This is a genomic window from Bacteroides neonati, assembly GCF_000499785.1.
Taxonomy (GTDB): domain Bacteria; phylum Bacteroidota; class Bacteroidia; order Bacteroidales; family Bacteroidaceae; genus Bacteroides; species Bacteroides neonati.
Map to the genome: position 1 here is coordinate 446,683 of NZ_HG726020.1, position 25,087 is coordinate 471,769.

Consider the following 25,087-nt stretch of genomic DNA (forward strand, 5'->3'; position numbering starts at 1 on the left):
ATGTGTTTTAACAGCTATTTTGACGGAAAGTAGAAGTATCGCCCATACCCAGCGAGCTATCTATTCAATGGAGTAATTACAAGTTCTCTATTCTCGCCCAAAGGTTCAATTTCCAAATACCCATTATCAGAACCACTGATTGATATCTTCTTAAAATCGGACTTAGGCAACAGTTTTATCTCACATCTGTTTATGTCTTTAACAAAAATACGCGTTACAGATTTGTTATCCGGCGACTCTTTCCATTTTTGAGTATAATGGTTATTCTCAAAGTCGTTTTTATACATCATAAGTTCACCATTCGTTACCATAGGATAATTGCGTACGATAGTAGTAGCGAAATATTCATGTTCGCCTATTCCTTTCCAATACGACCAGTAGCTTTGCGATATTTTCTGGGCTTCGAAGATCTGTATAGTATGTTTGGATGCAGCAGTAAAAGCTTTTTCGCCACTATAATAGGCACCCCATTCTCCAACGATTACCGGAGATGCTTTGGATACAGCATTGCGAACAATCTGTTCGAAAATAAACTCTACACGTCCGTATCCTTGCCGGGTATTATTTTTAGAGTCAGTTACCAAATCATATCCATGAGGTGCATAACAGCACCGCTTATCTACGTTACCATCAGTATCCACAGGCATTGAGAATCTACTCGGAACACCCAAATTAGAAAAATAATTATGCTCTAAAAATATAATTTGTTGGCTACCGGTAGATCGGATTGCATCACGAGCCCTTTGATAAAAAGCAGAAAGAGTATTCTTTTCAAAGCTATTTACGATAGAATCGGCAGCACAAACCATTTCGTTGAATATCGCTTTATCATTGAGTGCCTCAAATATCTGCATTTTATCTTCGCCGACAGACCACTTAGAGGCAACCTCCTCCAAAGTAAGAACCTCGCCCCTACTCTTTTTTAACCCTTGAACATATCCACTAATCAGCGCAGGAAATACATCTACCGAACGACTGCCCATAAAAGGTTCGTTCATCACATCATATCCGGCAACCGAAGGGCTGCTCTTATATCGTTGCGATACCAATTTCAAGCAATTGAGATAATGATCTTGCAGGCCCAGCCCATCAGAGGTAATTCTATTCTCCCAAAAATTATCGAAAGCACGATGCACTGCACCACTCAACACATACGAATCACTCCATATATCACCTTTTACATGCTCCTCTCCATCTGTAATAGTGGCCCATTGAGGGGCACCGTTACCCATGGTTCCTCCATAAAGGTCTTGATGGAAATCAAGATAGAGCCATATTCCCAACTCCTCTGCCCATTGTACCCGTTTATCAATCTGCCGAAGATAATGTTCATTGATAACACCGGGTTCCGGCTCTAACTCAGCCCAATTAATGCCAAAACGTACGATATTAAATCCCCAATCGCGAAATTGTGTGAGTATTTCTTCGTCATCGGGATCTATATGATTCTGCTCGGCGTTTTTATTCACATGGTTGATGCCATTTAAAATAACTTCCCGACCAGAACCATCAACAAAAGCCCCATTCGATATGGTTAAGATGTTCTTTTGAGAGGACGAATGACACGCGCCCAAAACAGTGATTAGAAACAATAGTAGGATGTTGGTTTTCATATTCATTTTATTTCGTTTGTTTAAGCCCAAACACATTACTTTGTAGATGGGCAACCGGTTCAATGATAAAAGTAGGTTGTGCTTTTTGAGGATAAATATACAGCGTTTCGCCTTTCTTCATATCAATACGATAGGTACTATTCCCCAACGATTGTACCCGAAACGTACGAGATCCTTTAAATTGAGGAGAGGCAATATCGGTACAAACAATGCAAGGCTCTCCTGCCAAACTGGTTATGCAGATAAATGCAGTTTGCCCCTCTTTCCGAACAGCAGAGACTTCGAATGCTCCTTCGGTAAGAAAGCAGTCAAAAGCCAGCTCTTTCCACACAGAGGGCAATGCCGGAAAGATTCGTATCTTTCCGCCCCAACTTTGCAACAGCATATCATGAATCGATTGTGCACCCGAAAGTGGTGTTTCGATACAAGGGCCTGCCTCTTTATAAAATGTATTGGGACATAGAAATTGCCCAAAAAGCCCATTCAAATAGTCGAGTGCCTGGTCTCCTTTACCCAAAGCAGACGAGATAGAAGAGGCTCCGGTCATGGAATACCCTTCATGATGTCCTTTTTTACTTTGCCAATACAGTAGTGATTTTTGTATCAGTGCTTCATCGGCGGGGTTCTCCTTGTTCAAGAGGTAAAGCGGATAAGCAGCCAGCAGATGAGAGTAGTGTCGATGTGAGTGTTCATAGGGAGTATCACTACCGATGCGCAATCCGTTCTCATCTATCGGATAGTCGGTGAGTTGCTTGAGTGTACTTTCCCATACAGGTATCAAAGAGTCATTCAGGTTGAGACGCTCCGCTGCTGTAAGCAAGGTTTGACACCCCCAACGAAGCAATGCCAAATCAAAATTACAATCGGTAGCCACTCCATATTCGGGCGAATAAGTACGGGGCAAATGCAATCGTCCATCAGCAGAGGTGGTTAGAAAATGTAGATAGTAGTTTATCGAACGACGAAGCAATGGAAATAGTTTTTCTCGGAGCAAGACATCATCCATCCGGTGTCGATAAATAAGCCATAGATTGTGACAAGCCCATGTAAGCAACCCTACTTCGGCCGCCTTGCTTACACCGGGGATACCTATCCGGTCGCTTTGACAGAGTAAATTGGAGGTTCTCCCGATACCGGCAGCATCGTGACGATAAGAGGGTTCCACATTATTAATCAGATGCTCCGTATTGTTATAAATAGCCTTTTCGAGTGATTGAGCCAAATCCAAACGGTTGGAAGCATTCAGTGCCCAATAGGTAAGTTGCACATTCAGGTTCCACCAGGCATTGGGCCAGGGGGTTACCGTAAGCCAAGGTCCTGTATTATCAATCAAAGCCCTGTCGGCACGCGTAGCAGAAGCCAACTTGTACATCTGCACCCAATAGAAATTCTCTTTTTGAGGGTCGGGCAGTGTTAGGAAACTCTGCGGATAGTACTCGTTCCACCAACGGCAATGAGGCACACGGAGCGAATCGTACGTTTGTGTGCAAGCAGTAGATACTTCCTGACGACTTTGAGCAGTGGCTTCGTTATCGGGATAGCTATGCGATACATTCAGGTATAACGTGCGTCGAGATGGCTCACCGGCTCTTCGTTCGCGCCAGTTAGTTACAGTTAGCCCACCTTTCAAAAGAGGCTGCTGACATTCTCCCCCATCGGCACTTAACGTCATAACGGGTGATGGATTCGACTGATAATCTACGGGGTTTTGAAACCAGGACTTTCCATCCTCGGCAAATAAAAAACGGGGGCTATCGGCTCTTGCCGGTAGCCACTCATAACGGTAATCCCGTTCATTGCCCTCGGCCAACGTTTCAACGACCAAGCACATTCGTTCGGAATGAACCAGTGCCCGAAAGCGGATAGCTCCCTCGGTAGTTGTAAGTTTTCCTGTAAGCTCGGCATTCCACAAGTCGATTCGCATGGATGTAGCTATAATTCGCCCATGAGGACGGAGTGCCATTTGCCCGATAAGCAAGCGGGGAATATCGTACAAACCTGTTCCGTCACGATGATCGTGCACGTCAGAGCGTCCTATATCAAAACAGATGGCATTCTCGCCCGGCAATTGATAGACCATTGCCCCCAGCAGTCCGTTGCCCAAGAAAGGAGCTTCGTACCAAGCTTTCGGCATTACTTCCCAAATCATATCTTGCCGACTCATGAATATCGGCCAGTCAATGCTTTTGGTTAGCAGTTCTCTTGCTTGAAGCGTTACAGAAAAAAGGGATAAGAAAAGAAGTAGATACTTCCAAAGTCTTTTCGGTGTCATACACATAGATATTAAATTGAAGCAAAAATAAGGTCTTTTCTTCAATATCTTATGCCCTAATTACCCGAAATAGATGCATCAATTGTTCAATTCCTCCTTTTCCGGCTATTCCGGATGCGTTTCGTTTTTTCTGAACTCCAGCGGAGACATCCCGTATTGGTTTTTAAAACATCGGGTAAAGTAGCGGGGTGATCCGAATCCCAACCGATCGGCTATCTCCGATATGTGCAAATAGCTCTCACTATGAAGCAGTTGTGCAGCTTGCTTAAGCCTATGGTTAAGCACAAACTCATTGGGAGTCATTCCTGTCAATGCTTTAAATTTAGTATGGAGCAAGGTGCGTCCTACTCCAAGCTCTTTGCACAATATGGCAATATCGAAATCGACATTATCAATATGCTCATTCACCACTTTCGATACTTTATCCAAAAACGCTTTATCCAGCGGATTGGCTACCAGCAAATCAATACTGGTAGTAGTCTCTTTCGCAAAACGGCTTTGAGCCAAAAGACGGTTACGAATCAGATTATTACAGCGCACCAATAGCATGCGAGCGTTGAATGGCTTGGTAATATAATCATCCGCACCTCGCTTCAGCCCATCCAAATTTTGTTCGAGAGTGTCTAATGCAGTCAATAATACTACAGGTATGTGGCAAATCAAAATATTCTCTTTCATTTGCATGCACATTTCGGTACCTGTCATCACCGGCATCATTACATCGCTTACCACCAAGTCCGGTTTTTCGTTTATTGTTATCATTAAGCCCTCTTCGCCGTTGGCGGCTGTCAACACGCGGTATAGCGGAGTGAATATCTGCACTAATATACCCAGTAATTCCGGATTATCTTCGACGAGCAACACCGTCCGTTTTTCAACAACGCCTTCGCCACGAACATCACTTTCTTCTACAAGACATTCACTTATAAAAGCTTCATCGGGCAACGTACCTTCTTGTAAAGTTCGCTCTTCACCCTTCTCATCAAAGCAAACCTCTGCGTCCTGTTCAAATACTGTTCGTCCTTTGGGTAACCGCACAAAAAAACAGCTACCTTGGTTCAATGCACTTTCCACCTCAATACTACCGTGGTGCATCTCTACGATACTCCGAGTCAGCGCCAAGCCAATGCCTGTCCCACGGCTTCCCATCACATCGTTCTGTGCCTCTTCTACCTGATAGAAACGGTCGAAAATCAGTTTCTGATCTTTTTGACTAATTCCCTCACCTGAGTCTTGAATGGCTATGCAAACCCCTTCTTCACTTTCTGTCACGGTAATCAAGATACTCCCTTTATTTTGAGTATGCTTAAATGCATTAGAAAGAAGGTTAAACAGTACTTTCTTCATCTGCCACGAATCTATCCAAACAGTAATATGCTCTGCCGATGACTGTAATCGATAGTCAATCTCACGACCTGAAGCATATTCAAGAAATGAAAGATAGTTCTCTTGTACAAAAGTATTAAGATCTAGCTCTCGGAGTTTTAGTTGAATATGATGTTGGTCGAACTTGCGAAAATCCAGCAACTCGGATATAAGATTTCTCATTTGCCGGGCATGCTTACTGATTTTTAAAACTTGATTATAAACAGCAGGCGGCATCGTTGTGTTTTGCAGCAAGAGTTCTATCTGACTAATAATCAAAGTAAGTGGTGTACGAAACTCATGACTTACATTGGTAAAGAAACGCAGTTTATCTTGATTCATCTTTTCAATATGCAATTTTTCTATCCGTTCTTTCTCCAATGAAAGTGCCAAAATACGACGAACAGATTTTACTCTATACAGCCAAAATATAATAAAAGCAGCCAATGACAAGAACAGCAAACAAGCCCACCAAGTAAGATACCAAGGTGGAGAGATGCGAATGTGGAGCGAGATTTCCTGTGTTTCACGAGCATTCAAAGAGTTTCCTTTTTCGCGTACAAATAAGGTATAGGTACCCGGATCCAAATTAGTATACTTCAGGCTATTTTCGGTGGTCAGCAACCATTCGCGGTCAAACCCTTCCAATTTATATTCATACCAGGTATTATTCAAGATATCTATATAATTAGAGGTAGCAAACTCCAGCGTCAGGTTGTTTTGACTGGCTTTCAAGCTCACCTCCTTCGTAAAAGGCAATGCCTCGGTAAGCACCTCGCTTGGGTCGGAGGGAGTAATACGTGTATTGTTTACATACAGATTGGTAAAGTAAAGCTTAGGTTGCGGGTATTTCATATTCAGATCTTCCTCGCGAAAGGAAGTCAATCCACTGGTACCTCCGATAAATATCTCTCCGTTGCTATGCGCGCAGACTCCGCACCCGTTGATAATCGAAGAGAGCGAAAGACCACTTCCCAACTCGATCGATCGAAATGTTTTTTGAATAGGATTAAACAATGTAGCTCCTCTATTGCCCGTAATAAGCAGATGGCGTTGTAGTGTTTCTACCAAATTATAGCAATAATTGCTTAAGAGTTGACTCTTTTCAGAGGTATAACTAACCAAGGATTTCGTTCGGGGGTTATAACAAAACAGACCGGAACCCAGCGTAGCGATGTACACCTGCCCATCGTGGCCAACCAGAACTTTGGTGATCCAAAACCGACAACCAAAATCTTGCAAGTTTATCTTTTCCTCCTTAGCTGCCTGCCCGGGATAAAAGTGTATGAGTGTCATACCTGTTGCCAGCCAGATGCCGCCCTCTGCATCTACATCAAACGAAAGATAATACTCCCCACTATATAAAAGCTGAAATTGATCCGTATCAGGGTCCATCACAAAAAAACCATTACGGGCAGAAACGTAGAGCCTGTCGTTGCAGAAGTAAACCTGAAAAATAACATCGTTCGGAGCCGGGCCATTGGCAGGTGAGTCATACAAATAGTTATGAAACAAACCCCTACGCCGATCATACCGAGACAATCCGCCCATGTGCGTACCTATGTATAGATAATCTCGTTTGGCGTCATAGCAAATACTTTTCAGGTTATTATGGGGCAGCGAACCTCTACCGGCCGTATAAGTTCTAAAGCGTCCGCTTATATGATCTAGGCAAGATAGCCCTCCACCATCGGTACAGACCCAGAGGTTTTGCTCTTTATCTTCGACCATTGCCCCGGCAAAGGGGTAGTTCAAACAGTCGCTGCGATCGGGGTTATAGGCATAGTAGCTAAAAATATTATTATCGGGATTAAAGTAGTTGACCCCTCCATAATAACTTCCCACCCAAATGGTACCTTGCATATCTTGATAGAGTGAGAAAATAGAAGAATGATTTAAACTACCCGGCCGCGACCCTGTCCGAATCAAGCTATAGCTATCAGTTTGTGTATTGTATCGTTGCAAACCGTCGAATGTACCAAACCAAATATTTCCTTTCTTGTCTTCTACAAATTCACGTATTTGCACACTGGAAATACCTTTCCCGGAGAGTTGTTTATATGGAACTTGCGATATCACTCCGTGCTTATTCATACGATACAACCCCTGTGTACGCGAACCGATCCAAAATTCCTGCTTACTGCTTTTAAAAATTCGATATACATCGACACCTGCAATAAGACATTGAGGTGGTCTGGCGTTTATGAAACGGTAAAGCCCTTGTTTGGCTCCGACATAGAAAGCTCCCCTATCGGGCAAAATATAGTTTACATCCTTAAGATAAGTCTTTGTTAGAAATTCCATTTGCTTTTGCAACGGTCGATAGCGAAAGATAGAATCATTGGTAGCCAGATACACTTCTCCCTGAAAAGAATTGATGGAAACAACTCCCTCTGAACGTAGTTCTTCAAAAGATTCCTTGCGGATGTCATACCTTAGCAACGCACCATTGATGATAAAGAACAGATCTCCTTCCTTATTGCCTGTGATGCCCGAAACCTCATTGCCAATCAATAACGGATAAGAGGGATGTTCATAAGAGGGAGCTTCACCTTTATAGACGGTCATCTGCCTCCCATCGTACATATTGACTCCTTCGCGCGTACCAAACCACATTCGCCCCAGTTGATCTTGATAAATAGCCATCACTGATGATTGTGATAGCCCATCTGCAGCACCTATGTGCTTAAAAAATTCTGCGTATACTGTTTGAGATACTAAAATACAAAGAAGAGTCCAAAGATATCTGCGTTTTTTCATTTTCTATTCTATTCGGATATTCCAAATACAAACATAATAAATAATATCATCCGAATTGAACTACATCTTGCTTTTTTTCGTTTAATGGTCACTCCTGCAATTTTTATGGTCGGTAGGTCATAATAATTGCAGGCGTGACCATTAAAGTTAAATAGAAATGTTAATCGATTTTTGTCGTTTGTAAGAGTACGTATTGTTGGCATCAATGACTACGTACTCTTTGATACCAACAATACGTATTTAACACGATGTTAATATACTAGTATTATAAAGAAGGAAAAAACGATTGTTCAGCGCATCCCAATAAAACATATAATTAAATTATAAACAGACACTTATAACTCACTCTTCGCAAGCAAGAGAAACTTAATAGATTGAAAAATGCTTAATCTGAGGTGTAGCTAAAGCTTCCTTAATAATCAGACGGACAGCTGAGACTCCCTCTACAGGCTCTATCTTTTCGATTCGTTTGTGCCCGATACAGCTACCTGTCGACAAAACTTGCCACTTTCCTTTTACCTTACCTTCCACTTGATAAGAACGAACACGTTCTCCGTATTTTATATCTTCCTGAATAACAATTTGTTTAACCGTACTTACCGTAGGAAGTTTCATGTGCAACGTACGAGCCTTACCCGAAGAAGTAGCTAAAGGCGAAGCAAATTGCTCCTTAATTGCTGCTCCAAACTCTTTCAAGCGAGCTACATCAACATCCGGCATCAACCCACGATCGTCGGGAGTCAAACCCAATATCAGTGTTGCATTCCGTCCCACCGACTGATAGTACATATTCATCAGATTCTCTACCGGAAACAGATGCGCCTCATCTCCCGGTTCGTAAAACCATTCATGCCGGCCGTTATAGCCTCGCAATGGAGCATCTGCCATAGCCGGCATGTAATATGCTCCATTCGGATCACCCGTCTTAAGCAACTGGAAGTTATCTTTAAAAATAACTTCCGTATTTTTAGAATGCGAATAAGGGTATGTATAAGTACCCCAACACGGATAAGAGACCGTTCCACTCTCGCTCCCGCCCCAACGAATATCAGCTCGCTGCGTATTATGGTAAAAAATAATGTTTTTTTGGTATTTCTCTACGACAGGCAGAATATCCGCACCCCCTACTTCCGGACCATGGCCTCCACCATCGTACCATACAATGGCCAAATCGCCATAGCGAGACATCAGTTCTTCGGTCATCCCCTCACACATTTTATTATAGAATACCTGTCGGTTCTCTTGAAATTTCGTTCCGTCTTTCGGCATCATAAAGTCATATACGCCCAAGTATGAGTTCCAACGAATACCAATGTATAAACCGGGGTTAATACCAAATTTACGACAAGAGTTCACGAAATCACGAACAATATCTCCTTTGCCATCTTTCCATTTCAATGCTTTTAAACAATACGGATTCACGTCAGATTGATAAAGAGCAAATCCGGTCTCATGCGTAACGGTTAAAATGGCAATTTTGGCTCCCATATCACGTACAGCCCGAATCCATTGATCTGTATCAAGTTGATCGGGGTGAAACATATTGATATCCTCAATCGGTGTGATCCGATTTTGTGCCTGATTGTACTTCTTCCCATCAGCTACATGTAAGTCGTAACTAATCAAAACAGCCAATTCTGCTTCCTGCCAAGTGAGCTGAGGAGGGGTAGGTAAAGGAATCGTTGCTGTCTGTTTCTCTTGTCCCCAAAGTAGTATAGTACTCAGGAATAATATTCCTGAAAAAAGAATTTTCTTCATTTTCTATTTATTTAGTAATTAACTCAATAGTTTAAAAATAATCCGCGACTATTAGCGAGTTCTACCTTTTTCAATCTGTCGTTCCAATAGCTGTTTCATCGCTTTTGCCCGAGATGGATGCTGCTCTACCAAGTTCGTTTGTTCGGAAAAGTCTGTTTTTAAATTATAGAGTTGCATAGACGGTCGTTTTTCAGCTCCCTTTTCGGAGAGCGACCAACCGCCCGAACCTTTGCAGTCTAATAACACCCATTCCTCTTGCCGAAAACCAAACAACCCATCGATAGAGTGGTAAATCATTGTTTGCCGCATCCGCTTGCCAGTAGGTTCCGACCGAAGTGCTTTCCAAAAGCTATAACTATCTTCACCGGCACCTTTGGGTAGTTTCTTACCTACCATCTCTGCACAGGTAGCCATCAAGTCGGTCGAACAGAGTAACTGATCAGAGCGAGTTCCCGGTTTAATTTGCGCAGGCCAGGTTGCCAAATAGGGAACCCGATGTCCACCTTCCCAGAGGTCGGACTTCATACCCGAATAGTCACCATTGGCACAGTGACCAAATGACTTAATATCCGAAGGCAACCAATGCGAACCGTTGTCACTCGTAAAAATAACCAGTGTATTTTGAGCCTGTCCACTCTCTTCGAGTGCTTGATAAATCTGGCGAACCACGTCGTCCACCATACAGGCAAAATCGCCATATACCCCCGCACCAGACTTACCACGAAACTCCGGCGAAGGAAGCCAAGGAGTATGGGGAGCAGTCAGCGGGAAGTAAAGGAAGAAGGGTTGGTTAGAGTTACCGGTTTTTTTTATATACTGAACAGACTGCTCAGTGAGATGTTGCAGACAATTATCGTGTGCAAAGTCATCAGCTACATCGCCTGGGCGATACCACATACCGCGGGCTTCCTTGCTTTTCCAGCCCTCTGAATAACGCGTGACGGGAGCCGTTGGCCATCCATTCTCAATATAGAGATAAGGGGCAATATCCAGTGATGCCGGTATGATGTAGCTGTAGTCAAACCCACAATCAGCAGGTCCTCCTCCTACACGAGCGGTGTAATCAACATTTTTGGTATCTTTTATATTCCAAGGATCTCCTTCAAAAAGAGGGTGATCTTTATCTTTGCGTTGCCAATTAAGCCCTAGGTGCCATTTGCCTATACAAGCCGTTCGGTAACCGTTCTTTTTCAGAAAAGAAGCCACTGTTTCACGCCCTTTCTCTATCAACGTTGAATCATGCCCTACCAATACTCCCTTTTTAAGTCGCGAACGAAATGCATAACGACCGGTCAAGGTACCATAGCGCGTGGGAGTACTCACAGCAGAGTTACTATGAGCATCTGTAAAAGTAATACCATCAGCCACCATTCGGTCAAGAGCCGGAGTGGGTATACGACTAGAGCTATTCAGTGCCCGAATATCCCCATAGCCCATATCATCGGCCAAAATATAGATAATATTGGGAGTTGTCGATTTTATTCCCTCTGTGCCGTAACAGAGCGAGGAACTAAGCGGAGATAACCCCACGCTCATTCCACAAATAGTTAGAAAGTCCTTTTTGCTTATCATGATCATTTTAATTTTCATTCTTTAAACTTCAAAACATAGACAGCCGTTCCACTATTTCCTTCCTTATTAGCTCCCGAAGGAACATACAGATAACCCGGCTTGCCTTGTTGCATCAATACTTGGGGACGCTCAAACTTAGGCATACTCCCATAGATCTGTCGGGCATTCCTAAGCTGCCTTTTACCGACATACTCCTCAAACAAATTAAAACCGGGTTCGTACTGATCAAAGTTTAAGCCGTCATCAGAACGCCATAAAATGCCACCCCCTTTTTTCAGGATACCATGATTGTCAGTGGTCAACAAACAGATTTGGTTCTGGTAAACAAATGCATAACCATCCTCTATCGCCTGTTTGTTTTTAGTTACAGGAGTCGGATACATCACGTATGGCCCCTCTACATTATCGGCAAAAGCAACGCCCATTTGAGCATTATGCGATTTAAAATAAAGTAAAAAACCACCGTTCGGGTGTTGTAGCAAAGCCGGATTGACTACTCCGTTACTCGCTTTGTAAGTCCAATGAGCCGGATTGCTAGAAGGTGACAAAATACAGCCGTCTTGCCCTACTTTCTTCCACGGACCATTCAAGTTGTCTGCAATCAGCATTCCGATCTTTTGATTCGCCGGATGAGGAGGTTGGCGATAATTATTGTTTGAAATATAGAGTAGTACATACTGATCGCCCACCTGATGGATAGCCGGATTGTGTATGCCATATTTATCCCATGTATCCTTTCCGGTTCCTGCAAGTACTACATCTACAAAACGAAATGGACCTTCGGGAGTGTCAGATACGTAGTGAGCAATCTCACTCGCAGAACGCCATCCGGGATCGAAAGAAGCACTTGTTTGCCAGCGTGTAGAGAAAAGATGAATCTTTCCGTCTCTCCCTTCAATAGGTGAGGAACCCCAAACATGATATCCGTTCTCTTCAATAGCTGTTCCTACAAACTGCCATTGGTCTGCAAAACTCTTTTTACTTGCTCCGGCAGGGCTCGTGGTAGTGGTAGTAGAAGGAGACTCCATTACCAGATCAACACCTATCGGATAATGATCCGATAAATAAACGGTAGCACCTTCATTCCAGATAAAGGCATCAACAACCTTATCGGCCACTTTCAACGGAGTTAGGATGAAATCGATCCGCTCTTCGCACTTTGCCCGCACCTTCTTATGCCTCGACTGATACATTAGAATAGGTGTCGGGAATGTTGTTCTTTTATCCGGAGATACATAAGGTCTACATACATCAATCATGGGAAAAGAAAGGAAACGGGATATAATGGAATAATCAAACTTTCCATTTATCAGATTCGTACTGTTTGTTCCCCCATACTTCATCAATAACTCTGTGGCATTTGATTCCATATATTCGGCATCTATCGGTGAGTGAGCATTCATATCTCCCATCAGCAAAAAATTATCCAGTTTATGCTTACGGATGTAGTCAATGATGAATTCCGCCTCTTCTCTTCTTTTATTTGTGTTTCCCGGGTTTAGGTGGGTTACTAAAAAATCATAGCCATAAGTTTCAACGTGCAGTAAACCATGTCCACAGCCCTCCACTATTTTATTTTTTAACTCAATCGGCCTTTTAGAACTGATTCCAACCGGATAGCCATTCTCTTTGACTATGACTGCATAAGGATGTCCCCACTGTTTAGCCAATTGCGACAGACTTTCCTGCGTAAATCCACAAAGTTCTTGCATAGCCAACACTTCCGGATCTTTCTCTTTCATCCAATGAATAAACCGTTCTCGTCTATCTCCATCTTTACCCCAATCAAATCCATTGAAAATATTGTACGAGATGACACGCATCTTTTCCATTCCGGGTTTCCAATGACGTTCTAAACTTTCTTGTCCTTCGGCAGAGGTAGAGAGCAGGCAGAACAAGCCAATAATAAAAGTTCTAATTTTCATGTTGCTTACATTTTCTCTTCTTCAGACGATTTATATAACCCCACTTCCGCTAGTTGTTATAATCGCCAAATCAAATCGTGCAAATAAAAAAAACAAATCGTATAAATTCTAGTTTGGGCAACTCTTCGGGGTTGCCCTCTTCGTATTGTTTATTCCAAAAACTATCTCTACATTTGCCACATTAGGAATGAAATGCGATGATGATATGAACGGACAGGCAAAGATCGAGTTGATGCTTGAACTCAAAAACAAGTTAAAGGCTGGTTTAAATCAGGCAAAAAGAGAGACCGTTAAAGGGGTTGGAGAGATGCAAAAGAAGATGAATACACTTAAATTCAACTTCACCAAACACTCAAAGGCAATAGCAGACGAAGTACCTTTTATAGGCAATGCCTTTAAAATGGCTACAAATCCTATTGCCTTAACGGCCGCAGGCATACTCGCGGTTGGTAAAGGTATAGATTATACGACCCAAAAGGCCGCAGACTTTAACACCCAATTCCGCACTCTTGCTAACCTAAACCTCGATAAGAGCAAAAGGGAAATTGATTCTTTGAAGCGGATGGTACTGGATACCTCATATAATAAAGGATTTGACACAAATAAATCCATTACAGGCTATTTTGATGTGCAGAGCACCACTGGTAAGTTTGGAGGCGAAGTTCGGCGTATTGTAGAACAACAGGGGGAGTTTGCCAACCTCATGCAAGCCGACTTTAACAACTACATCGCAGGAACGGCCAAAGGTATGGCAAACTTTGGCTTTGGGGAAGAGAAGCTAAAGGAGTACAACCGTTCTGCCTATGCCACCGTCAAAGTTGGCGTAACCACCTTTGACCAACTGGCACAGGTGCAGTCCGTCTATGCCGGCGCTGCTGCTTCCAATAACCAAACCTTTGATACTGCCAACAAAATGCTGGCACTATTCACTGTTAAAACAAAGTCTGTTGATGAAGCCGCCACACTTACAAAGTCGATGTTTAATGATCTCACCAAAGACGCCACTATTAAGGCGTTTAAAAAAGTAGGCATTAGCATCTATGACAATAATGGCGCCATAAAACAGGGTGATACCCTCATGCTCGAACTAAACAAAAAGTTCGCAGGACTCGATAAAGACAAGCAGGTTGTAAGTCTAAAAAATCAGTTCTCCGGCTCCGAGGGGCTTATCGCTATGATACAGGCGGCAACCGACAAAAGCGGACAGCTACAATCGACTTTTGAGAACTTCAATAGTGCCAAACTTGATATGGATAAAACCATGCAACTGGCAAAAAACGATCTAAACTACCAGAACGAAATACTGCGCAATAAATTGGCGGTAATGGAAATAGAGATCGGCACAGCGCTGCTTCCTCTCAAATACAAGATCGCAGAGTTAAAGCTGGCTACCGTAGAACTTGTTAACAGCCTAACGCTGGGAGCGAAAGGGATGTTCGACAAGGGCGCCGGCAAAGCCAACGACAAGTATTTCGATCTCATAAACAACGCCCAATATATGGATAAGGATACGTTTGTGAAGAATTTGGCCGAGCTTAAGCTGGATATAGCTCAAACCGAGCGAGACAAATTGCCCACCGATTTAAAATCCCTATGGATGTACACCGGAAATCCTATCACCTATTTCACTAAGCTTGGCTACAATAAGCTAATGAACTCAGAAGGTGAGGGAAAGGTCGATCAGATGAAAAATATAGAGTCTTTGCTTATAAAGAACTGGAAAGCCACAACTAATTCCGGGCTAAACCCATTAAAAAAAGAAGACTCTATTGTTCCTCTAAACCCAAACAATCAGGGAGGCTCCACAACCACGCCGGCACCTCTTGGCGACAACCTCGATGCCGTCACGGGTTCTGCGCGTCAGGTACGTAATCTAACGGTAAATATCGAGGCATTTAATAAAGGAGGAATAAACACCGATAAAACGACACTTCAACACATGGAGCCAACAGTTATCGAACAGTGGTTTACTGATATGTGCAAACGAATTATTCATAGTGTCGAAGTCTCTTATTAAGCAGCGTTTAAACAGTATTTAAAGATGGATAACCAACTAAAAGACTTTAACCGTATATGCTTGAATATAGAGCGAGCCGTTCAGCGAATTCCGGCCAAGGCGGCAAAAAAGGCCGTCGAGTTTTCTAAAGAGCGCTTTATCAAAAAGAACTGGGTTGACAGGCAAGAAAAGCCGTGGGTTAAAACCAAAAAGAAAGGAGGCTCCACCCTTATCAAGAGTGGGCGCCTCAAAGGAAGCATTCATGATCTTCACATCGGTATCAATTATGCCATTATTGGTACCGATGTACCTTATGCACGTGCACACAACGATAGCGGTACCTTTTCCGGGACGGAAACCGTACGCACTCATGAACGCAGCTCCCACAAGCGAAAAGCGCATAAAACCCGCTCCGGACAACGAATTAAAGCCACTACCGTTCGCGCCCATGTCGTTAGAAGCCACAAGCGTAAATATAAGCGCACATTCATTCAACGACAGTTCATCGGGCGCTCTCAGTATCTTGTCGATCAACTAACCGGCATGATGACCAGTGAAATAGAGAAAGCTATTCAGTTATAGACTCAATCATACCGATAAGCCTTTTCTTAATCTTTTGTATATCTCGTTCCCAGATCACCTCATCCATTCCCCGATGATATTCTGGGTATGGCTTTTCTTCCTTATAAAACTTGAACTTTTTATCCAATGAATAAACATACCGATATGTCCGTACCGTATATATTTTAAATTCCTTTAGCAAGTATGCTATATTATTGCGTACATACCCAGCCGGGCTCGTTGTGTTTGTAAAGAGCTGCTCATGTACAACCTCACCTGTTCTCTGATTTACTAAAAAACGTGTATAGTGAAATCCATAATACCGAAAATTTGCCGCCTTGTAAATCGTCCCACACCCAAGTCTCCCATCAGCAAAACTCTGTATTGCTACGCAGTTTTTATCCAACTTTCGTAACAACTTAATTGAAGCCGCAATAAGAAGTGTCTCTGCATTCTTTCCCAATTCATCATCAATCCACATTCTGTTTAACTCGCACATCCACGCTTCGGGGTTAGGATGAGAGAACAACTTTGCTCTGGGATTTTTCATATACCCATACACGGCTACTCCCAAACACCTGTCATCTCCTCTTTTAAATATTCCGAAGTTATACTTCCCGAACCCTCCATTGTTCCATTTGTGAGAATAGTGATTCTTCACAATCATTTCTTTTGCTAACTCTTTGCTAACTTGTTTAATCACTAGCTCTCCCATAAGTGAACTATTTCTAATAATCTCATCCATATTATTATTATTTTTAATTATTATGCCTACCTTTGCAGCTCGACCACATACTACAAAGATACGCCAACACGTAACCCCAAGGCATTAAAGCCCTCGGTTGTGCGTGTTGGCGCATCTTTGTGTTAGTATGTGGTCGAAAACTACTAACGAGCCGGGGGCTTTCTTTTTACACTCGCCTCCGAATAAGTGTTTCCGTTTTAATAGAGCCAGGCAAACTTGCGGCGCTCGTTCAAATACCTATCATTGTTTTCGTTATCATAGGCTTCCCTCTCAAATGATATGCTACGATAAGCATTACCCTTCATAAACAGGCGTACAATCCATTCCAGTACGTACCACAGGTAAAAAAACACGTAAAGCAGTTCTTTCATTTGAGCCGTATGTATTTGCTCATGATTCAGCGTTTTCTTGTCTATCTTAGCCTCTTTACGCGCAAATAGCACTCCACATACATTCATTGCTCTAAACCCTTTAAATGGGATAAATCTGTTTCTAATTACTTTCATTTTACTTCATTTATTTAAAAGAGTGGCACTCGATTGCCTCCTTTAGTAATAGTCGAACGCCCTTTGGGTTTTTCTATGAAACCGTCCAACTGTCGTTAGAGGTGATGGCGACAGGCTGCGCTGTCCCTGCATTAACTAACGATAGAGAGGACTTATCTACACTTAAAGTGGACTTCCCTGCTTTTACGGTAAAGGAACAATCTTTTGATACACCGGAATCATCCGTCACTCGAAATTTAAAAGGTACATCTACAGCAAATGGTGATGCTGGTGCAGTCAGTGTTGCCACAAAACTATATACGGCAGAGGCACCGGGATCACCCGCAATTAGAGTATTTTTTGTAATGGAAACACTATTCACTTTTACGACTACCGGATACCCATTTTCATCAATCGCAACAATCTGTCCATTGATGAATGGTCCTAGTGTCCAATTTAGTTTTGAACTGTTTGAGGTCCCGTTTATCGTTACGACTCCACCCTCTTTGGGGATATCTGGCTTCGTTGCGTCCATTGTTGTAGCAACTGCTGCTGCTGCTTGGTTTACTGCGATACTTGCAGATGGTCTTTCTCCATTTGCCGCTTGTACCGTTACCGAGGTAGTACGAGCCGCTCTTCCCGTGTGTGCTGTTGCACTGATATTGATTGTTCCGTTCTCTTTACCTGAGGTTGGTGTAACGGTACACCATGCTGCTTTTGCCATATTATTCTTTGTTTAAAATACTTGTTATCTACTATTTATCTATACTGTTTATCGTACCCTATTGCGGCTCTGTGTCCTAAGTCCGAAGAGCTATACCATGATGCTTTTATCCTGTATTATCCATCACGTAACCTCCCATGTTTTACTCATTGTTCTCACTCCGATTACTGCACCTCCGCCCTCTGCCGGGACTTCAATGGCGCTGATATAGGTAAGTCCCATAAACTCCTCAAGCTTGGCACTGAGAGCATCCAGTTCGGTAACCGTATCAACCATCACTCCGCCAACACGGTCAGCCGTATTTGCACCGTCTATCGTCTCCTCCCTGATCTGTTCAGCCCGTTTCTTTAATTCTGCACTCATATCCGGTCTATTATTAGATAGGACAAGCCGTCAGGTTCTTCCTGTATGCTTCGTCCGTGTTTACTTTTACCCCGACCTCTGCGTTTTCAACATACTGTACAAACGCTTTAAGTCGCTTCTCATAGTGAGTTAACCCCATTGTAGCCACCTCTTCCTTCCTGATGGCAGAGAATGTTCCAAACTCACCTGTTAGTCGGTATATACGCGGATAACCCTCCACATCCGCCCCACTTACTCTGCGTGAAACGGTGAGCTCATAAGCTCGCTCCATCCCTGTATTACTACTCATTCTACGTCAACTATTTTTAATTTATAATTGTAAACCGTATCAAACGCAGGCGATACACTTTCATTCTCATGCCTATCAATTACCCACGTATCCACCACATGGGAGCTATATCCTGCCTTGAGTGTATATGTCGCTTTTAAGGCTCCCTGTTGATGTTGATTGAGTAGATACACATCCGATCTGATATCCAAATCCGTTTGCACAGGATACTCTGCGGCAAACCTCATTTTCTTTATGATCTTAGCTCCCCAACTCTCATCATACTGCCAGTAGTAGGTAATTGTGATCGTATTCACGGCTTCCGGCTTATTGAGTTCACAGACCCATTTCGACCACCCGAACCTCAGAGGATTATCCTCGCACACATAGCTACTCCACGTGCAATTAAATGCTACCTCTTTGTTCTCGTACGCATACGACTTCCCTGCAAGCTTATACCTATCCAGCAAGGCAAATAACTGCCGCTCCTTGTCTGTGTCCGTGAAAGCCGTTTGTATGATGAAGTCCACAGGCTTCCCGTCTCCTTCCAATATCTCAATCATGATGCCAAGTTCATCAAACACCGTTCGCTTGATCATGCATACCTGCGGGCTGCCTCCGGCTTTTGCGCGCATACGCTTTCTCCATCGGGCAAACTCCGCATACGTCCCCTCTATCGGACGACATAAAACAAAGCTTAAGGCTCGCATCCTTGGCATTCGCAGCCTCATAGGAAGCATCTCCGTTACCCATTTCCTCCAGTCTACATTCATGCCTTAATCTATTGAGTAAATAATATCAGCCGCATTCTTCTCGTACACAAACGCACCTGAATCAGCCTCAATCCTGCGTCGGTTCTCTTTTGTTCCTTTCCACGTCGTGCCATCCAGCGTCACATCCCGTACCCCCGGAGTAGTCTGAATCATATCCACCAGCTTCGATGCATAAAACACACCACCATACTCCAGTGCATTCAAATACTTCTCAATCGTTTCTTCGATGGGCTTTCCACCGCCTTCCAGCCTTGTACCCGTACTATCCAGTACCAACGGGTCGTAATAGATATGAAGATGTACACGCAACGTATCCGGCGCCTGGCTCACAAATAAATAATGCGTGCCTGCCGCTCCAATCTCCCGCATATAAGCCTCGAACGAGCTTCTCACGTCTCCCGTAATGGGCTGTTTGTTGGCGCCACTGAAATAAACCTTCAACTTTGTCAGGTTCTCATCCGTCACCTGTCGAATGGCTACATGCTTTATCACGCGCTTCGCTTCATCTTCACTCAGGTAGCGAAACGAATACGTCTTTTCATCAAAAGCCAAACTATCCCCTTTCTGAAAGGCCAGCGCCTTGGCGTAATACCAAGGCTGAGAAGTCACATACGATTCATCAATGCGCTGCTGAGTCTCTTCCCTGAATGCATCCCATATCCTCTCCAGCAACCAGATGGCGGACGCCACCACATAGATCAGGGTTGCCTCAATGCTTACTTTCGAGAACTGCTCCTCAAATGTCCGCCCCGGCACCAACCCATAAGCCTCCTGTATCGTTGCGTCCGCCACCAGTGCCTGCTTCATTCCTTTGCCTATCTCCTCAATCGTTCGTGCCATATTTAACTAAATGTAGAATCAAAACTTTTGCCAAAAACGCCGCCGCCATTTACTTTATGCAGCGTCGCCGGACAAATTCCATTCACCCCATAATGCTTTGTTATCCCCTTATCCAGCACCCCGGTGGCGGTATAATGCAGCACCTGTCCCGGCATCAGTTCATCCGTCACATTCAACCCATTCTCCTTTGCCAGAATAAACACTCCTTCAACTCCACCATACACCTGTATGGCAATGTCTGCTAATGTTTGGTTAGATAACACCCGCACCTTCATCGCTCACCTTTCTTTACTTTATACAAGAACCAGATACCCGCACCGACTACTGCCAGCCAGGCCATGCAGCCCGAAGTGTAGAAGAAGTCTCCCGCAAAGCGTTTTTTCTCCTTTACTGTCTGTATCTTCGTATTCCTATCCTTGTACACTGTGTCTATTTTCGCCACAAACACTGTGTCCGTTTTCTCGATCTCTATAAACACGTATTTCACCACAGAGGGGATACTATCCTTGTTCTCGATTGAATGATGGAGCCGTCCGCCCCTGATTGCTGCATCACTCTTTGCATACGATGTTTCTAAATGAGAAACGCTATCTGCCACGTTACTGCTTTTCTCCAGCAAACCCTTTACCATCACCATACTATCCCGGTAAACCTCCATTCGCTTCTCATAGCGTGCAATCCGCTCGCGAAGTTCGCTTACCAGCTTGGTGTAATCCGTTTGCTCTGTACTAACCTTCTTGGTAGAGCACGCTGTCAGCAATACCAGCGTGCATATTACTACTACGCGTCTCATGGCTTTACAATTACAGTGGGTAACCAAGCCGGATATTCGGCTTTCACATCGAAGCAGGGGCACTCTTTCAGCCATTCGCTTTGCTCGACCACTCCATTCCTGTTCTTGTCCGGGCTCGTATCCCGATGCCCCAGCACATCCAGTATTTCATGACGTGAAGCGATATCCTGCACCAACCGTGCCATAGCCTCCTTTTGTGCAGGTGTGCGTGTATCGGTCGCCCGCCCGTTGGCATCGAGACCACCCTCGTAGCAAATTCCAATTGACATACGGTTATAACTAACCTTCATTCCCGGAACCATGCAGTTGTTATGCGCTCCGACTTCATTCTCCGCCCGCATAGGAATCACCCGCCCGTCTTTGCGGATGTAGTAGTGATATCCCCATTTTCCAAACCCACGGGCTACATGCGCCTCGTTTATCTGTTTCTCCGTAAAATCCCTGTCCCCGCGTGTTGCCGAACAGTGAATCACAATGTAACTCGGTTTATTCATCTTTTAAAATCTCCTTTTCTTTAAGTTTCTTTTCTATATCGTCCAACCCCTTTTTAAAGGATAGTTTACGGTAATGGTTGAAACCGAACGCTGTGCCGGCAAACGTCGAAATTTCACCGTAAGCCACCAATACCGAATTATGTATTTCCCCTGCCGGCTTTACCCAAAAACCGCAAAACAATAATGCCACTCCGCAAACTGTCAGAAATAGCGCTACCCATAGATGCACACTCAACCTCTCTTTCATCATCCCCACTTTTAATTGTCATTCCACATCAATCACCAATTTTCCCGTATCACTTACCTGAACGTCTGCTTTATAGCCATCGAGCTCCAACTGTGTTTGTATGTCCGCCCGCATCTGTGATACCCGCCCCACGCTTTTCAAATACTGTTCGCCCACCCCAAGTACCGGAAATTCTTTAAAATCTCCCCGATTGGAGCCAACGATCAACGCCACATGGTCGTAGTCGCTTTCACCGACCACTAATCCCTGTATGATCAACCCGGCAGCATCCCGTACCACCTCTACTCTTAAATCGCCTGTCTCATCCATTAAAATCCCGCGTCTACCCATCGCATTAGTGCTTTACCCGTTCATCCTCATAATCCCCCTTATCCAGCTTGTCCGCCCCTTTTTGTATTGCAGGGACGCTCACCGGAGCCACCGTTGCCTGCGTTGTCGCACTTCCCTGTGTCGATATCGCCCCCGGAGGAATGGTATGCGTATGAGCGTTAAAGGCGTCTATCAAAGCGTTTACCTTTTGCGTCAGTTTGGCAATATCAATAAGGCCTCCCAACTTTCCACCGTTCATCACTACGCCATCTGCCGATACATCCAACGAAACATCTCCCGTTTGAACTACCACCCTGTCGATCTTCGAAGTGGCGAGTATCAACCCTTCAGTGTCCACTCCCAATAACAGCACCAACACATAGCTTCCCTCGGAGGGAATCACCGTGAAGGAATTCGTTATTTTTTCATCAATCACCGCGTTCAGCCTCACATCGTTGAGTTCCGGGCTCCCGTCCCGTTCCACCACACAGGTGCCTTCTTTACGATTTACCTCCTTTACAGTCCCCAAGCAGACCCGGCAACCGGCTTCCAGTCCGCCCGAACGTCTCATCAGTGTTTGTACCATCTCTACAAAAGCCTGTTCTGCTGTCATTCTATTTTGTAGCTAAGTTTGTTAATCCGCTCATAATAAGCATTTCCGTATCTCACCTTCACACTCTCCACCATATACACCCCGTTGCGCTCCGGCTCTCTCTCGGAGATCAGTTTCACCGTATCTCCAGCATGGGTACGCGGCACTCCGAAACCCGTCACATTTCCTTCGAATCCATCGAAACGGAGTCGCTTATACTCCGCCAGTGCCAACTCCCGTAACTCTTTCTCTGTTTTATTTGTGTAGCTTAGCGTCCTGATACCGGCATAGCGATCTTCGCTTCCTACCGTCTGCGTCATCCTCTTTCCGTCACGGTTGTAACTGATCGCCTTTATTCGCACCTTCTTATCTTCCTTACGCTTGTATTTAAGCGTATTGTTCTTAACATTCTTGGCGAAGTCGTATACATGCATCTGCTTGGCGTCCGCAATCTCATACCTGAACTTACACACAATCTTGTTGCCACGGATGGCGGTATAAAAACCATAGTGCTCTTTGATCATCCGTATCACTGATAAGGTGCTTTTGTTGTCAATCTGAAACTTACCCAACGAGGCTTCGTGGCAATCGATCTTGTACCCCGGTGCAATATACTCCAGCACCTGACGCAACGTCACCTCTTTCCAGCTTTTCACAAACGAGTTCTGCCGAAGGAAAAATGTTTCATCATCCAGATGTAGCTTCATCGGGAACCCGCTCTCGATCTCGCGGATATACCCCTCAAATTCCACTGCATACTCACCGTTATACCCCAGTTCCAGCCGCGCCCGATCACCTACGGCTATGTGTTCCGTCAATCCCCCGGAACTGTTTCCGTATCGCTTGGCTATGGTTACCGTAGCCATGTCTCCCAAGACCTCTACCGTCTTACTGATCTCGGCCGCTGATATGCGGTCAATCACTACCTTGCCACCTTTTTGTGGCTCAATGGTCAGACGTGAACATAAATTCAGATACAACATACCTTTTACACGATTAATGAAAACAATACAGGTTTAATGCTTTTGGCCGAGAGGGTATACTTGACTGTGTCGGGGAATCCTTCCACAGGTTCAAAACTTTGCTCTTTAAAATAAATCGACTTAATCCCCATATCCAGCAACAACGGGCAGGCCACTTCAATCACATCGTTAATTTCAAAGAAACGAGCCATCTCTTTCACTTTCTCCCCGGGATATCCATGCTCATCCATATCCACCAGCAACCCACTAATGTCTATCTCCCATGAGTTCACCCCGAAGTTCTCCACAATTTCAGCTTCATCCCCGCCGTCGATCACCGTTACATTGATATTTTTGGTGCGTCGAAACCTCATTAGCGGAGGTGGAGCATATACGCCCTGTGTTTCAGAAAGCAAACTTCCTACACCCATGTGCAACTCTTTCCTTTCGTGCTTCAGGGTCATTTCTGCCCATTGCCACTCGCGCGGCGCATACATCTTTACGTCATACCTCGGTTCCGCCTGGTCGGCACCGGATGCCTTCCATCGGCTTTCATTATAAGCTACTCCGGCTCTGAATATCCCCCCGTTTAAGGCTCCCTCCAGCTCTCCGGCCAGCGTACCGCTCACAAACCCAAAGGCACTCTGATACCTTGTAATCAGGTCAACCGTATATCTCATTTATTCCCTCCTTGTGTTGCTTGTGCTACCCGCGTTGTTTGTATTGCTTGCTTTTCCACCTTTACGCCCAGCATCCCCTTAGTGGACAGCCACTCAATCTGCCGCATTTTCTCCGCCCATACTTCGTCCGGGAGTTGCTCCGGAAAGGGAATGTGGAAATAAAAACTCATCAGCGCGTTATACTTCCTCACATAATCCACATTCTCCGTATCCAGTAGCGGGGGGCAACCCGCTATAACATCTCTACTTCGGGCTTCTGAAAAGGGAGCAGATCAACAATTGCAAAATAAGCCTGATAAAACAGGTTGTCGTCTGCCAATACCTTCTCTACATCCGTCAGTACACAGTTCCGTACGTATATCTCCTTGGCCTTACCCGGGTTCGTGGCATCAAATTTATCCGCTTCACTAATAACTTGCCGGTTCGGGCTTCGCACCAACCCCTCGAGAACTACACTCTTTTCATCGTCCCCTTTATAGGTTACCTTGACAATTTTACACCCCGGGTATTTCGCTTTCTGCTCTTCAATCAATTGTTTTGTAATTCCCATCTTCTTTTGATTTTAAAAATATTACACATTACCATACTGAATATCAAGTACGAACAACTCGTACTGCTTGTTAAGCCCCATCTCTGTATTTACATCGCGGCCTTGGCTCTGAAACTTGGCCAACACCGTATCGTTCACTATTTGATTAAACCCGTCCACGAACGTCACATTGATGGGAAAAGGTTTAATCGACAACAGGTCGCCCCCACACGCGTTTTCCAGCGCTACCGCCTGATTCATCATCATGGTAATACTCCCTGTATGGTCTTTCTTTCCCATACTCCAACTTGAAGCATCCCGGCTTCCCAGTGTCCAGTTCTTCTGGTGCTCTTGTGTCGAACCGTACTCAATTGCTGTGACTTCTTCCCAAATCTGCCCCAGCGCTGTAATCGTGGCGTCTCCGCCGTCATACGCTTTTCCGTCTCTTCTTAATTTCATAC

26 protein-coding genes are annotated in these 25,087 nt (G+C 44.3%); 2 read left to right on the forward strand and 24 right to left on the reverse strand.

Features of this window, described 5'->3' with window-relative positions; translation table 11 throughout:
* Positions 1-56: 56 nt before the first annotated feature.
* The 6 genes from TY03_RS04900 to TY03_RS21390 all read right to left on the reverse strand — a co-directional run bounded on the left by TY03_RS04900 (position 57) and on the right by TY03_RS21390 (position 13,265).
* A complete protein-coding gene (locus TY03_RS04900; RefSeq protein ID WP_187373972.1) occupies positions 57-1,613 on the reverse strand; it encodes a glycoside hydrolase family 5 protein in 1,557 nt (518 codons plus the stop codon).
* A gap of 7 nt (positions 1,614-1,620) precedes the next feature.
* Positions 1,621-3,885, reverse strand: coding sequence for a glycosyl hydrolase family 95 catalytic domain-containing protein (locus TY03_RS04905; protein WP_187373973.1), 2,265 nt, complete (start codon positions 3,883-3,885; stop codon positions 1,621-1,623).
* A 105-nt stretch (positions 3,886-3,990) separates the two neighbouring features.
* On the reverse strand, positions 3,991-8,010 hold the full coding sequence (locus TY03_RS04910) for a hybrid sensor histidine kinase/response regulator transcription factor (RefSeq protein ID WP_042367892.1): 4,020 nt from the start codon (positions 8,008-8,010) through the stop codon (positions 3,991-3,993).
* A gap of 366 nt (positions 8,011-8,376) precedes the next feature.
* Positions 8,377-9,768, reverse strand: coding sequence for an alpha-L-fucosidase (locus TY03_RS04915; protein ID WP_042367893.1), 1,392 nt, complete (start codon positions 9,766-9,768; stop codon positions 8,377-8,379).
* 51 nt (positions 9,769-9,819) lie between these two features.
* The gene (locus tag TY03_RS04920; RefSeq protein WP_222860398.1) at positions 9,820-11,340 is read right to left on the reverse strand and encodes a sulfatase family protein; all 1,521 of its coding nucleotides are present in this window, start codon (positions 11,338-11,340) and stop codon (positions 9,820-9,822) included.
* A 14-nt stretch (positions 11,341-11,354) separates the two neighbouring features.
* Entirely contained in the window at positions 11,355-13,265 is a 1,911-nt protein-coding gene (locus tag TY03_RS21390) for an endonuclease/exonuclease/phosphatase family protein (RefSeq protein WP_052332393.1), read from the reverse strand.
* A gap of 205 nt (positions 13,266-13,470) precedes the next feature.
* Here TY03_RS21390 and TY03_RS04935 point away from each other — a divergent pair, with 205 nt between their 5' ends.
* Positions 13,471-15,282: a phage tail tape measure protein gene (locus TY03_RS04935; protein ID WP_187373974.1), complete on the forward strand. Its 1,812-nt coding sequence runs from the start codon at positions 13,471-13,473 to the stop codon at positions 15,280-15,282.
* A gap of 24 nt (positions 15,283-15,306) precedes the next feature.
* On the forward strand, positions 15,307-15,843 hold the full coding sequence (locus TY03_RS04940) for a phage virion morphogenesis protein (RefSeq protein WP_042367895.1): 537 nt from the start codon (positions 15,307-15,309) through the stop codon (positions 15,841-15,843).
* Here TY03_RS04940 and TY03_RS04945 read toward each other — a convergent pair.
* The 18 genes from TY03_RS04945 to TY03_RS05030 form a co-directional block, all read right to left on the reverse strand.
* Complete coding sequence (locus TY03_RS04945) at positions 15,830-16,567, reverse strand: Mom family adenine methylcarbamoylation protein (protein WP_042367896.1); 738 nt, start codon at positions 16,565-16,567, stop codon at positions 15,830-15,832. The two genes, TY03_RS04940 and TY03_RS04945, sit on opposite strands and share 14 nt — an antisense overlap.
* Before the next feature lie 197 nt (positions 16,568-16,764).
* Positions 16,765-17,073 (reverse strand): hypothetical protein, encoded by a 309-nt coding sequence (locus TY03_RS04950; protein WP_042367899.1) that lies wholly within the window; start codon positions 17,071-17,073, stop codon positions 16,765-16,767.
* Positions 17,074-17,146: 73 nt separating this feature from the next.
* Positions 17,147-17,776 carry a BACON domain-containing protein gene (locus TY03_RS04955; RefSeq protein ID WP_042367901.1) on the reverse strand — a complete coding sequence of 210 codons (630 nt, stop codon included), beginning with the start codon at positions 17,774-17,776 and terminating at the stop codon, positions 17,147-17,149.
* Positions 17,777-17,899: 123 nt separating this feature from the next.
* Positions 17,900-18,139: a hypothetical protein gene (locus tag TY03_RS04960; RefSeq protein WP_042367903.1), complete on the reverse strand. Its 240-nt coding sequence runs from the start codon at positions 18,137-18,139 to the stop codon at positions 17,900-17,902.
* Positions 18,140-18,152: 13 nt separating this feature from the next.
* Positions 18,153-18,428, reverse strand: a complete 276-nt coding sequence (locus tag TY03_RS04965) for a hypothetical protein (protein WP_042367906.1) — start codon at positions 18,426-18,428, stop codon at positions 18,153-18,155.
* Positions 18,425-19,180: a hypothetical protein gene (locus tag TY03_RS04970; protein ID WP_042367908.1), complete on the reverse strand. Its 756-nt coding sequence runs from the start codon at positions 19,178-19,180 to the stop codon at positions 18,425-18,427. The genes TY03_RS04965 and TY03_RS04970 overlap by 4 nt, the downstream gene beginning before the upstream one ends.
* A gap of 3 nt (positions 19,181-19,183) precedes the next feature.
* Complete coding sequence (locus tag TY03_RS04975) at positions 19,184-20,020, reverse strand: hypothetical protein (RefSeq protein WP_042367910.1); 837 nt, start codon at positions 20,018-20,020, stop codon at positions 19,184-19,186.
* A gap of 2 nt (positions 20,021-20,022) precedes the next feature.
* Complete coding sequence (locus TY03_RS04980; protein ID WP_042367912.1) at positions 20,023-20,295, reverse strand: hypothetical protein; 273 nt, start codon at positions 20,293-20,295, stop codon at positions 20,023-20,025.
* The gene (locus TY03_RS04985) at positions 20,292-20,813 is read right to left on the reverse strand and encodes a hypothetical protein (RefSeq protein ID WP_042367913.1); all 522 of its coding nucleotides are present in this window, start codon (positions 20,811-20,813) and stop codon (positions 20,292-20,294) included. Before TY03_RS04985 ends, TY03_RS04980 begins: the two co-directional genes overlap by 4 nt.
* Positions 20,810-21,307 (reverse strand): N-acetylmuramoyl-L-alanine amidase, encoded by a 498-nt coding sequence (locus TY03_RS04990; RefSeq protein ID WP_042367914.1) that lies wholly within the window; start codon positions 21,305-21,307, stop codon positions 20,810-20,812. Before TY03_RS04990 ends, TY03_RS04985 begins: the two co-directional genes overlap by 4 nt.
* A complete protein-coding gene (locus TY03_RS04995; RefSeq protein ID WP_316929653.1) occupies positions 21,300-21,557 on the reverse strand; it encodes a hypothetical protein in 258 nt (85 codons plus the stop codon). Before TY03_RS04995 ends, TY03_RS04990 begins: the two co-directional genes overlap by 8 nt.
* Positions 21,558-21,572: 15 nt before the next feature.
* On the reverse strand, positions 21,573-21,884 hold the full coding sequence (locus TY03_RS05000) for a hypothetical protein (protein WP_042367917.1): 312 nt from the start codon (positions 21,882-21,884) through the stop codon (positions 21,573-21,575).
* Positions 21,885-21,888: 4 nt separating this feature from the next.
* Complete coding sequence (locus tag TY03_RS21395; protein WP_052332395.1) at positions 21,889-22,476, reverse strand: hypothetical protein; 588 nt, start codon at positions 22,474-22,476, stop codon at positions 21,889-21,891.
* A complete protein-coding gene (locus TY03_RS05010) occupies positions 22,473-23,438 on the reverse strand; it encodes a hypothetical protein (RefSeq protein ID WP_042367919.1) in 966 nt (321 codons plus the stop codon). Before TY03_RS05010 ends, TY03_RS21395 begins: the two co-directional genes overlap by 4 nt.
* 5 nt (positions 23,439-23,443) lie before the next feature.
* Positions 23,444-24,097 carry a DUF6046 domain-containing protein gene (locus TY03_RS05015; RefSeq protein WP_042367921.1) on the reverse strand — a complete coding sequence of 218 codons (654 nt, stop codon included), beginning with the start codon at positions 24,095-24,097 and terminating at the stop codon, positions 23,444-23,446.
* Positions 24,094-24,288 carry a hypothetical protein gene (locus TY03_RS05020; RefSeq protein ID WP_148335580.1) on the reverse strand — a complete coding sequence of 65 codons (195 nt, stop codon included), beginning with the start codon at positions 24,286-24,288 and terminating at the stop codon, positions 24,094-24,096. The genes TY03_RS05015 and TY03_RS05020 overlap by 4 nt, the downstream gene beginning before the upstream one ends.
* 41 nt (positions 24,289-24,329) lie before the next feature.
* Positions 24,330-24,647: a hypothetical protein gene (locus tag TY03_RS05025; protein ID WP_042367925.1), complete on the reverse strand. Its 318-nt coding sequence runs from the start codon at positions 24,645-24,647 to the stop codon at positions 24,330-24,332.
* A gap of 21 nt (positions 24,648-24,668) precedes the next feature.
* Positions 24,669-25,085: a hypothetical protein gene (locus TY03_RS05030; protein WP_042367928.1), complete on the reverse strand. Its 417-nt coding sequence runs from the start codon at positions 25,083-25,085 to the stop codon at positions 24,669-24,671.
* Positions 25,086-25,087: the final 2 nt, after the last annotated feature.

What these genes read in the sequence shown, in the direction of transcription:
- TY03_RS04900 (WP_187373972.1), bottom strand. Translation starts at nt 1,613, where the DNA reads ATGAAAACCAACATCCTACTATTGTTTCTAATCACTGTTTTGGGCGCG.
- TY03_RS04905 (WP_187373973.1), bottom strand. Translation starts at nt 3,885, where the DNA reads ATGACACCGAAAAGACTTTGGAAGTATCTACTTCTTTTCTTATCCCTT.
- TY03_RS04910 (WP_042367892.1), bottom strand. Translation starts at nt 8,010, where the DNA reads ATGAAAAAACGCAGATATCTTTGGACTCTTCTTTGTATTTTAGTATCT.
- TY03_RS04915 (WP_042367893.1), bottom strand. Translation starts at nt 9,768, where the DNA reads ATGAAGAAAATTCTTTTTTCAGGAATATTATTCCTGAGTACTATACTA.
- TY03_RS04920 (WP_222860398.1), bottom strand. Translation starts at nt 11,340, where the DNA reads ATGATAAGCAAAAAGGACTTTCTAACTATTTGTGGAATGAGCGTGGGG.
- TY03_RS21390 (WP_052332393.1), bottom strand. Translation starts at nt 13,265, where the DNA reads ATGAAAATTAGAACTTTTATTATTGGCTTGTTCTGCCTGCTCTCTACC.
- TY03_RS04935 (WP_187373974.1), top strand. Translation starts at nt 13,471, where the DNA reads ATGAACGGACAGGCAAAGATCGAGTTGATGCTTGAACTCAAAAACAAG.
- TY03_RS04940 (WP_042367895.1), top strand. Translation starts at nt 15,307, where the DNA reads ATGGATAACCAACTAAAAGACTTTAACCGTATATGCTTGAATATAGAG.
- TY03_RS04945 (WP_042367896.1), bottom strand. Translation starts at nt 16,567, where the DNA reads ATGGATGAGATTATTAGAAATAGTTCACTTATGGGAGAGCTAGTGATT.
- TY03_RS04950 (WP_042367899.1), bottom strand. Translation starts at nt 17,073, where the DNA reads ATGAAAGTAATTAGAAACAGATTTATCCCATTTAAAGGGTTTAGAGCA.
- TY03_RS04955 (WP_042367901.1), bottom strand. Translation starts at nt 17,776, where the DNA reads ATGGCAAAAGCAGCATGGTGTACCGTTACACCAACCTCAGGTAAAGAG.
- TY03_RS04960 (WP_042367903.1), bottom strand. Translation starts at nt 18,139, where the DNA reads ATGAGTGCAGAATTAAAGAAACGGGCTGAACAGATCAGGGAGGAGACG.
- TY03_RS04965 (WP_042367906.1), bottom strand. Translation starts at nt 18,428, where the DNA reads ATGAGTAGTAATACAGGGATGGAGCGAGCTTATGAGCTCACCGTTTCA.
- TY03_RS04970 (WP_042367908.1), bottom strand. Translation starts at nt 19,180, where the DNA reads ATGAATGTAGACTGGAGGAAATGGGTAACGGAGATGCTTCCTATGAGG.
- TY03_RS04975 (WP_042367910.1), bottom strand. Translation starts at nt 20,020, where the DNA reads ATGGCACGAACGATTGAGGAGATAGGCAAAGGAATGAAGCAGGCACTG.
- TY03_RS04980 (WP_042367912.1), bottom strand. Translation starts at nt 20,295, where the DNA reads ATGAAGGTGCGGGTGTTATCTAACCAAACATTAGCAGACATTGCCATA.
- TY03_RS04985 (WP_042367913.1), bottom strand. Translation starts at nt 20,813, where the DNA reads ATGAGACGCGTAGTAGTAATATGCACGCTGGTATTGCTGACAGCGTGC.
- TY03_RS04990 (WP_042367914.1), bottom strand. Translation starts at nt 21,307, where the DNA reads ATGAATAAACCGAGTTACATTGTGATTCACTGTTCGGCAACACGCGGG.
- TY03_RS04995 (WP_316929653.1), bottom strand. Translation starts at nt 21,557, where the DNA reads ATGATGAAAGAGAGGTTGAGTGTGCATCTATGGGTAGCGCTATTTCTG.
- TY03_RS05000 (WP_042367917.1), bottom strand. Translation starts at nt 21,884, where the DNA reads ATGGGTAGACGCGGGATTTTAATGGATGAGACAGGCGATTTAAGAGTA.
- TY03_RS21395 (WP_052332395.1), bottom strand. Translation starts at nt 22,476, where the DNA reads ATGACAGCAGAACAGGCTTTTGTAGAGATGGTACAAACACTGATGAGA.
- TY03_RS05010 (WP_042367919.1), bottom strand. Translation starts at nt 23,438, where the DNA reads ATGTTGTATCTGAATTTATGTTCACGTCTGACCATTGAGCCACAAAAA.
- TY03_RS05015 (WP_042367921.1), bottom strand. Translation starts at nt 24,097, where the DNA reads ATGAGATATACGGTTGACCTGATTACAAGGTATCAGAGTGCCTTTGGG.
- TY03_RS05025 (WP_042367925.1), bottom strand. Translation starts at nt 24,647, where the DNA reads ATGGGAATTACAAAACAATTGATTGAAGAGCAGAAAGCGAAATACCCG.
- TY03_RS05030 (WP_042367928.1), bottom strand. Translation starts at nt 25,085, where the DNA reads ATGAAATTAAGAAGAGACGGAAAAGCGTATGACGGCGGAGACGCCACG.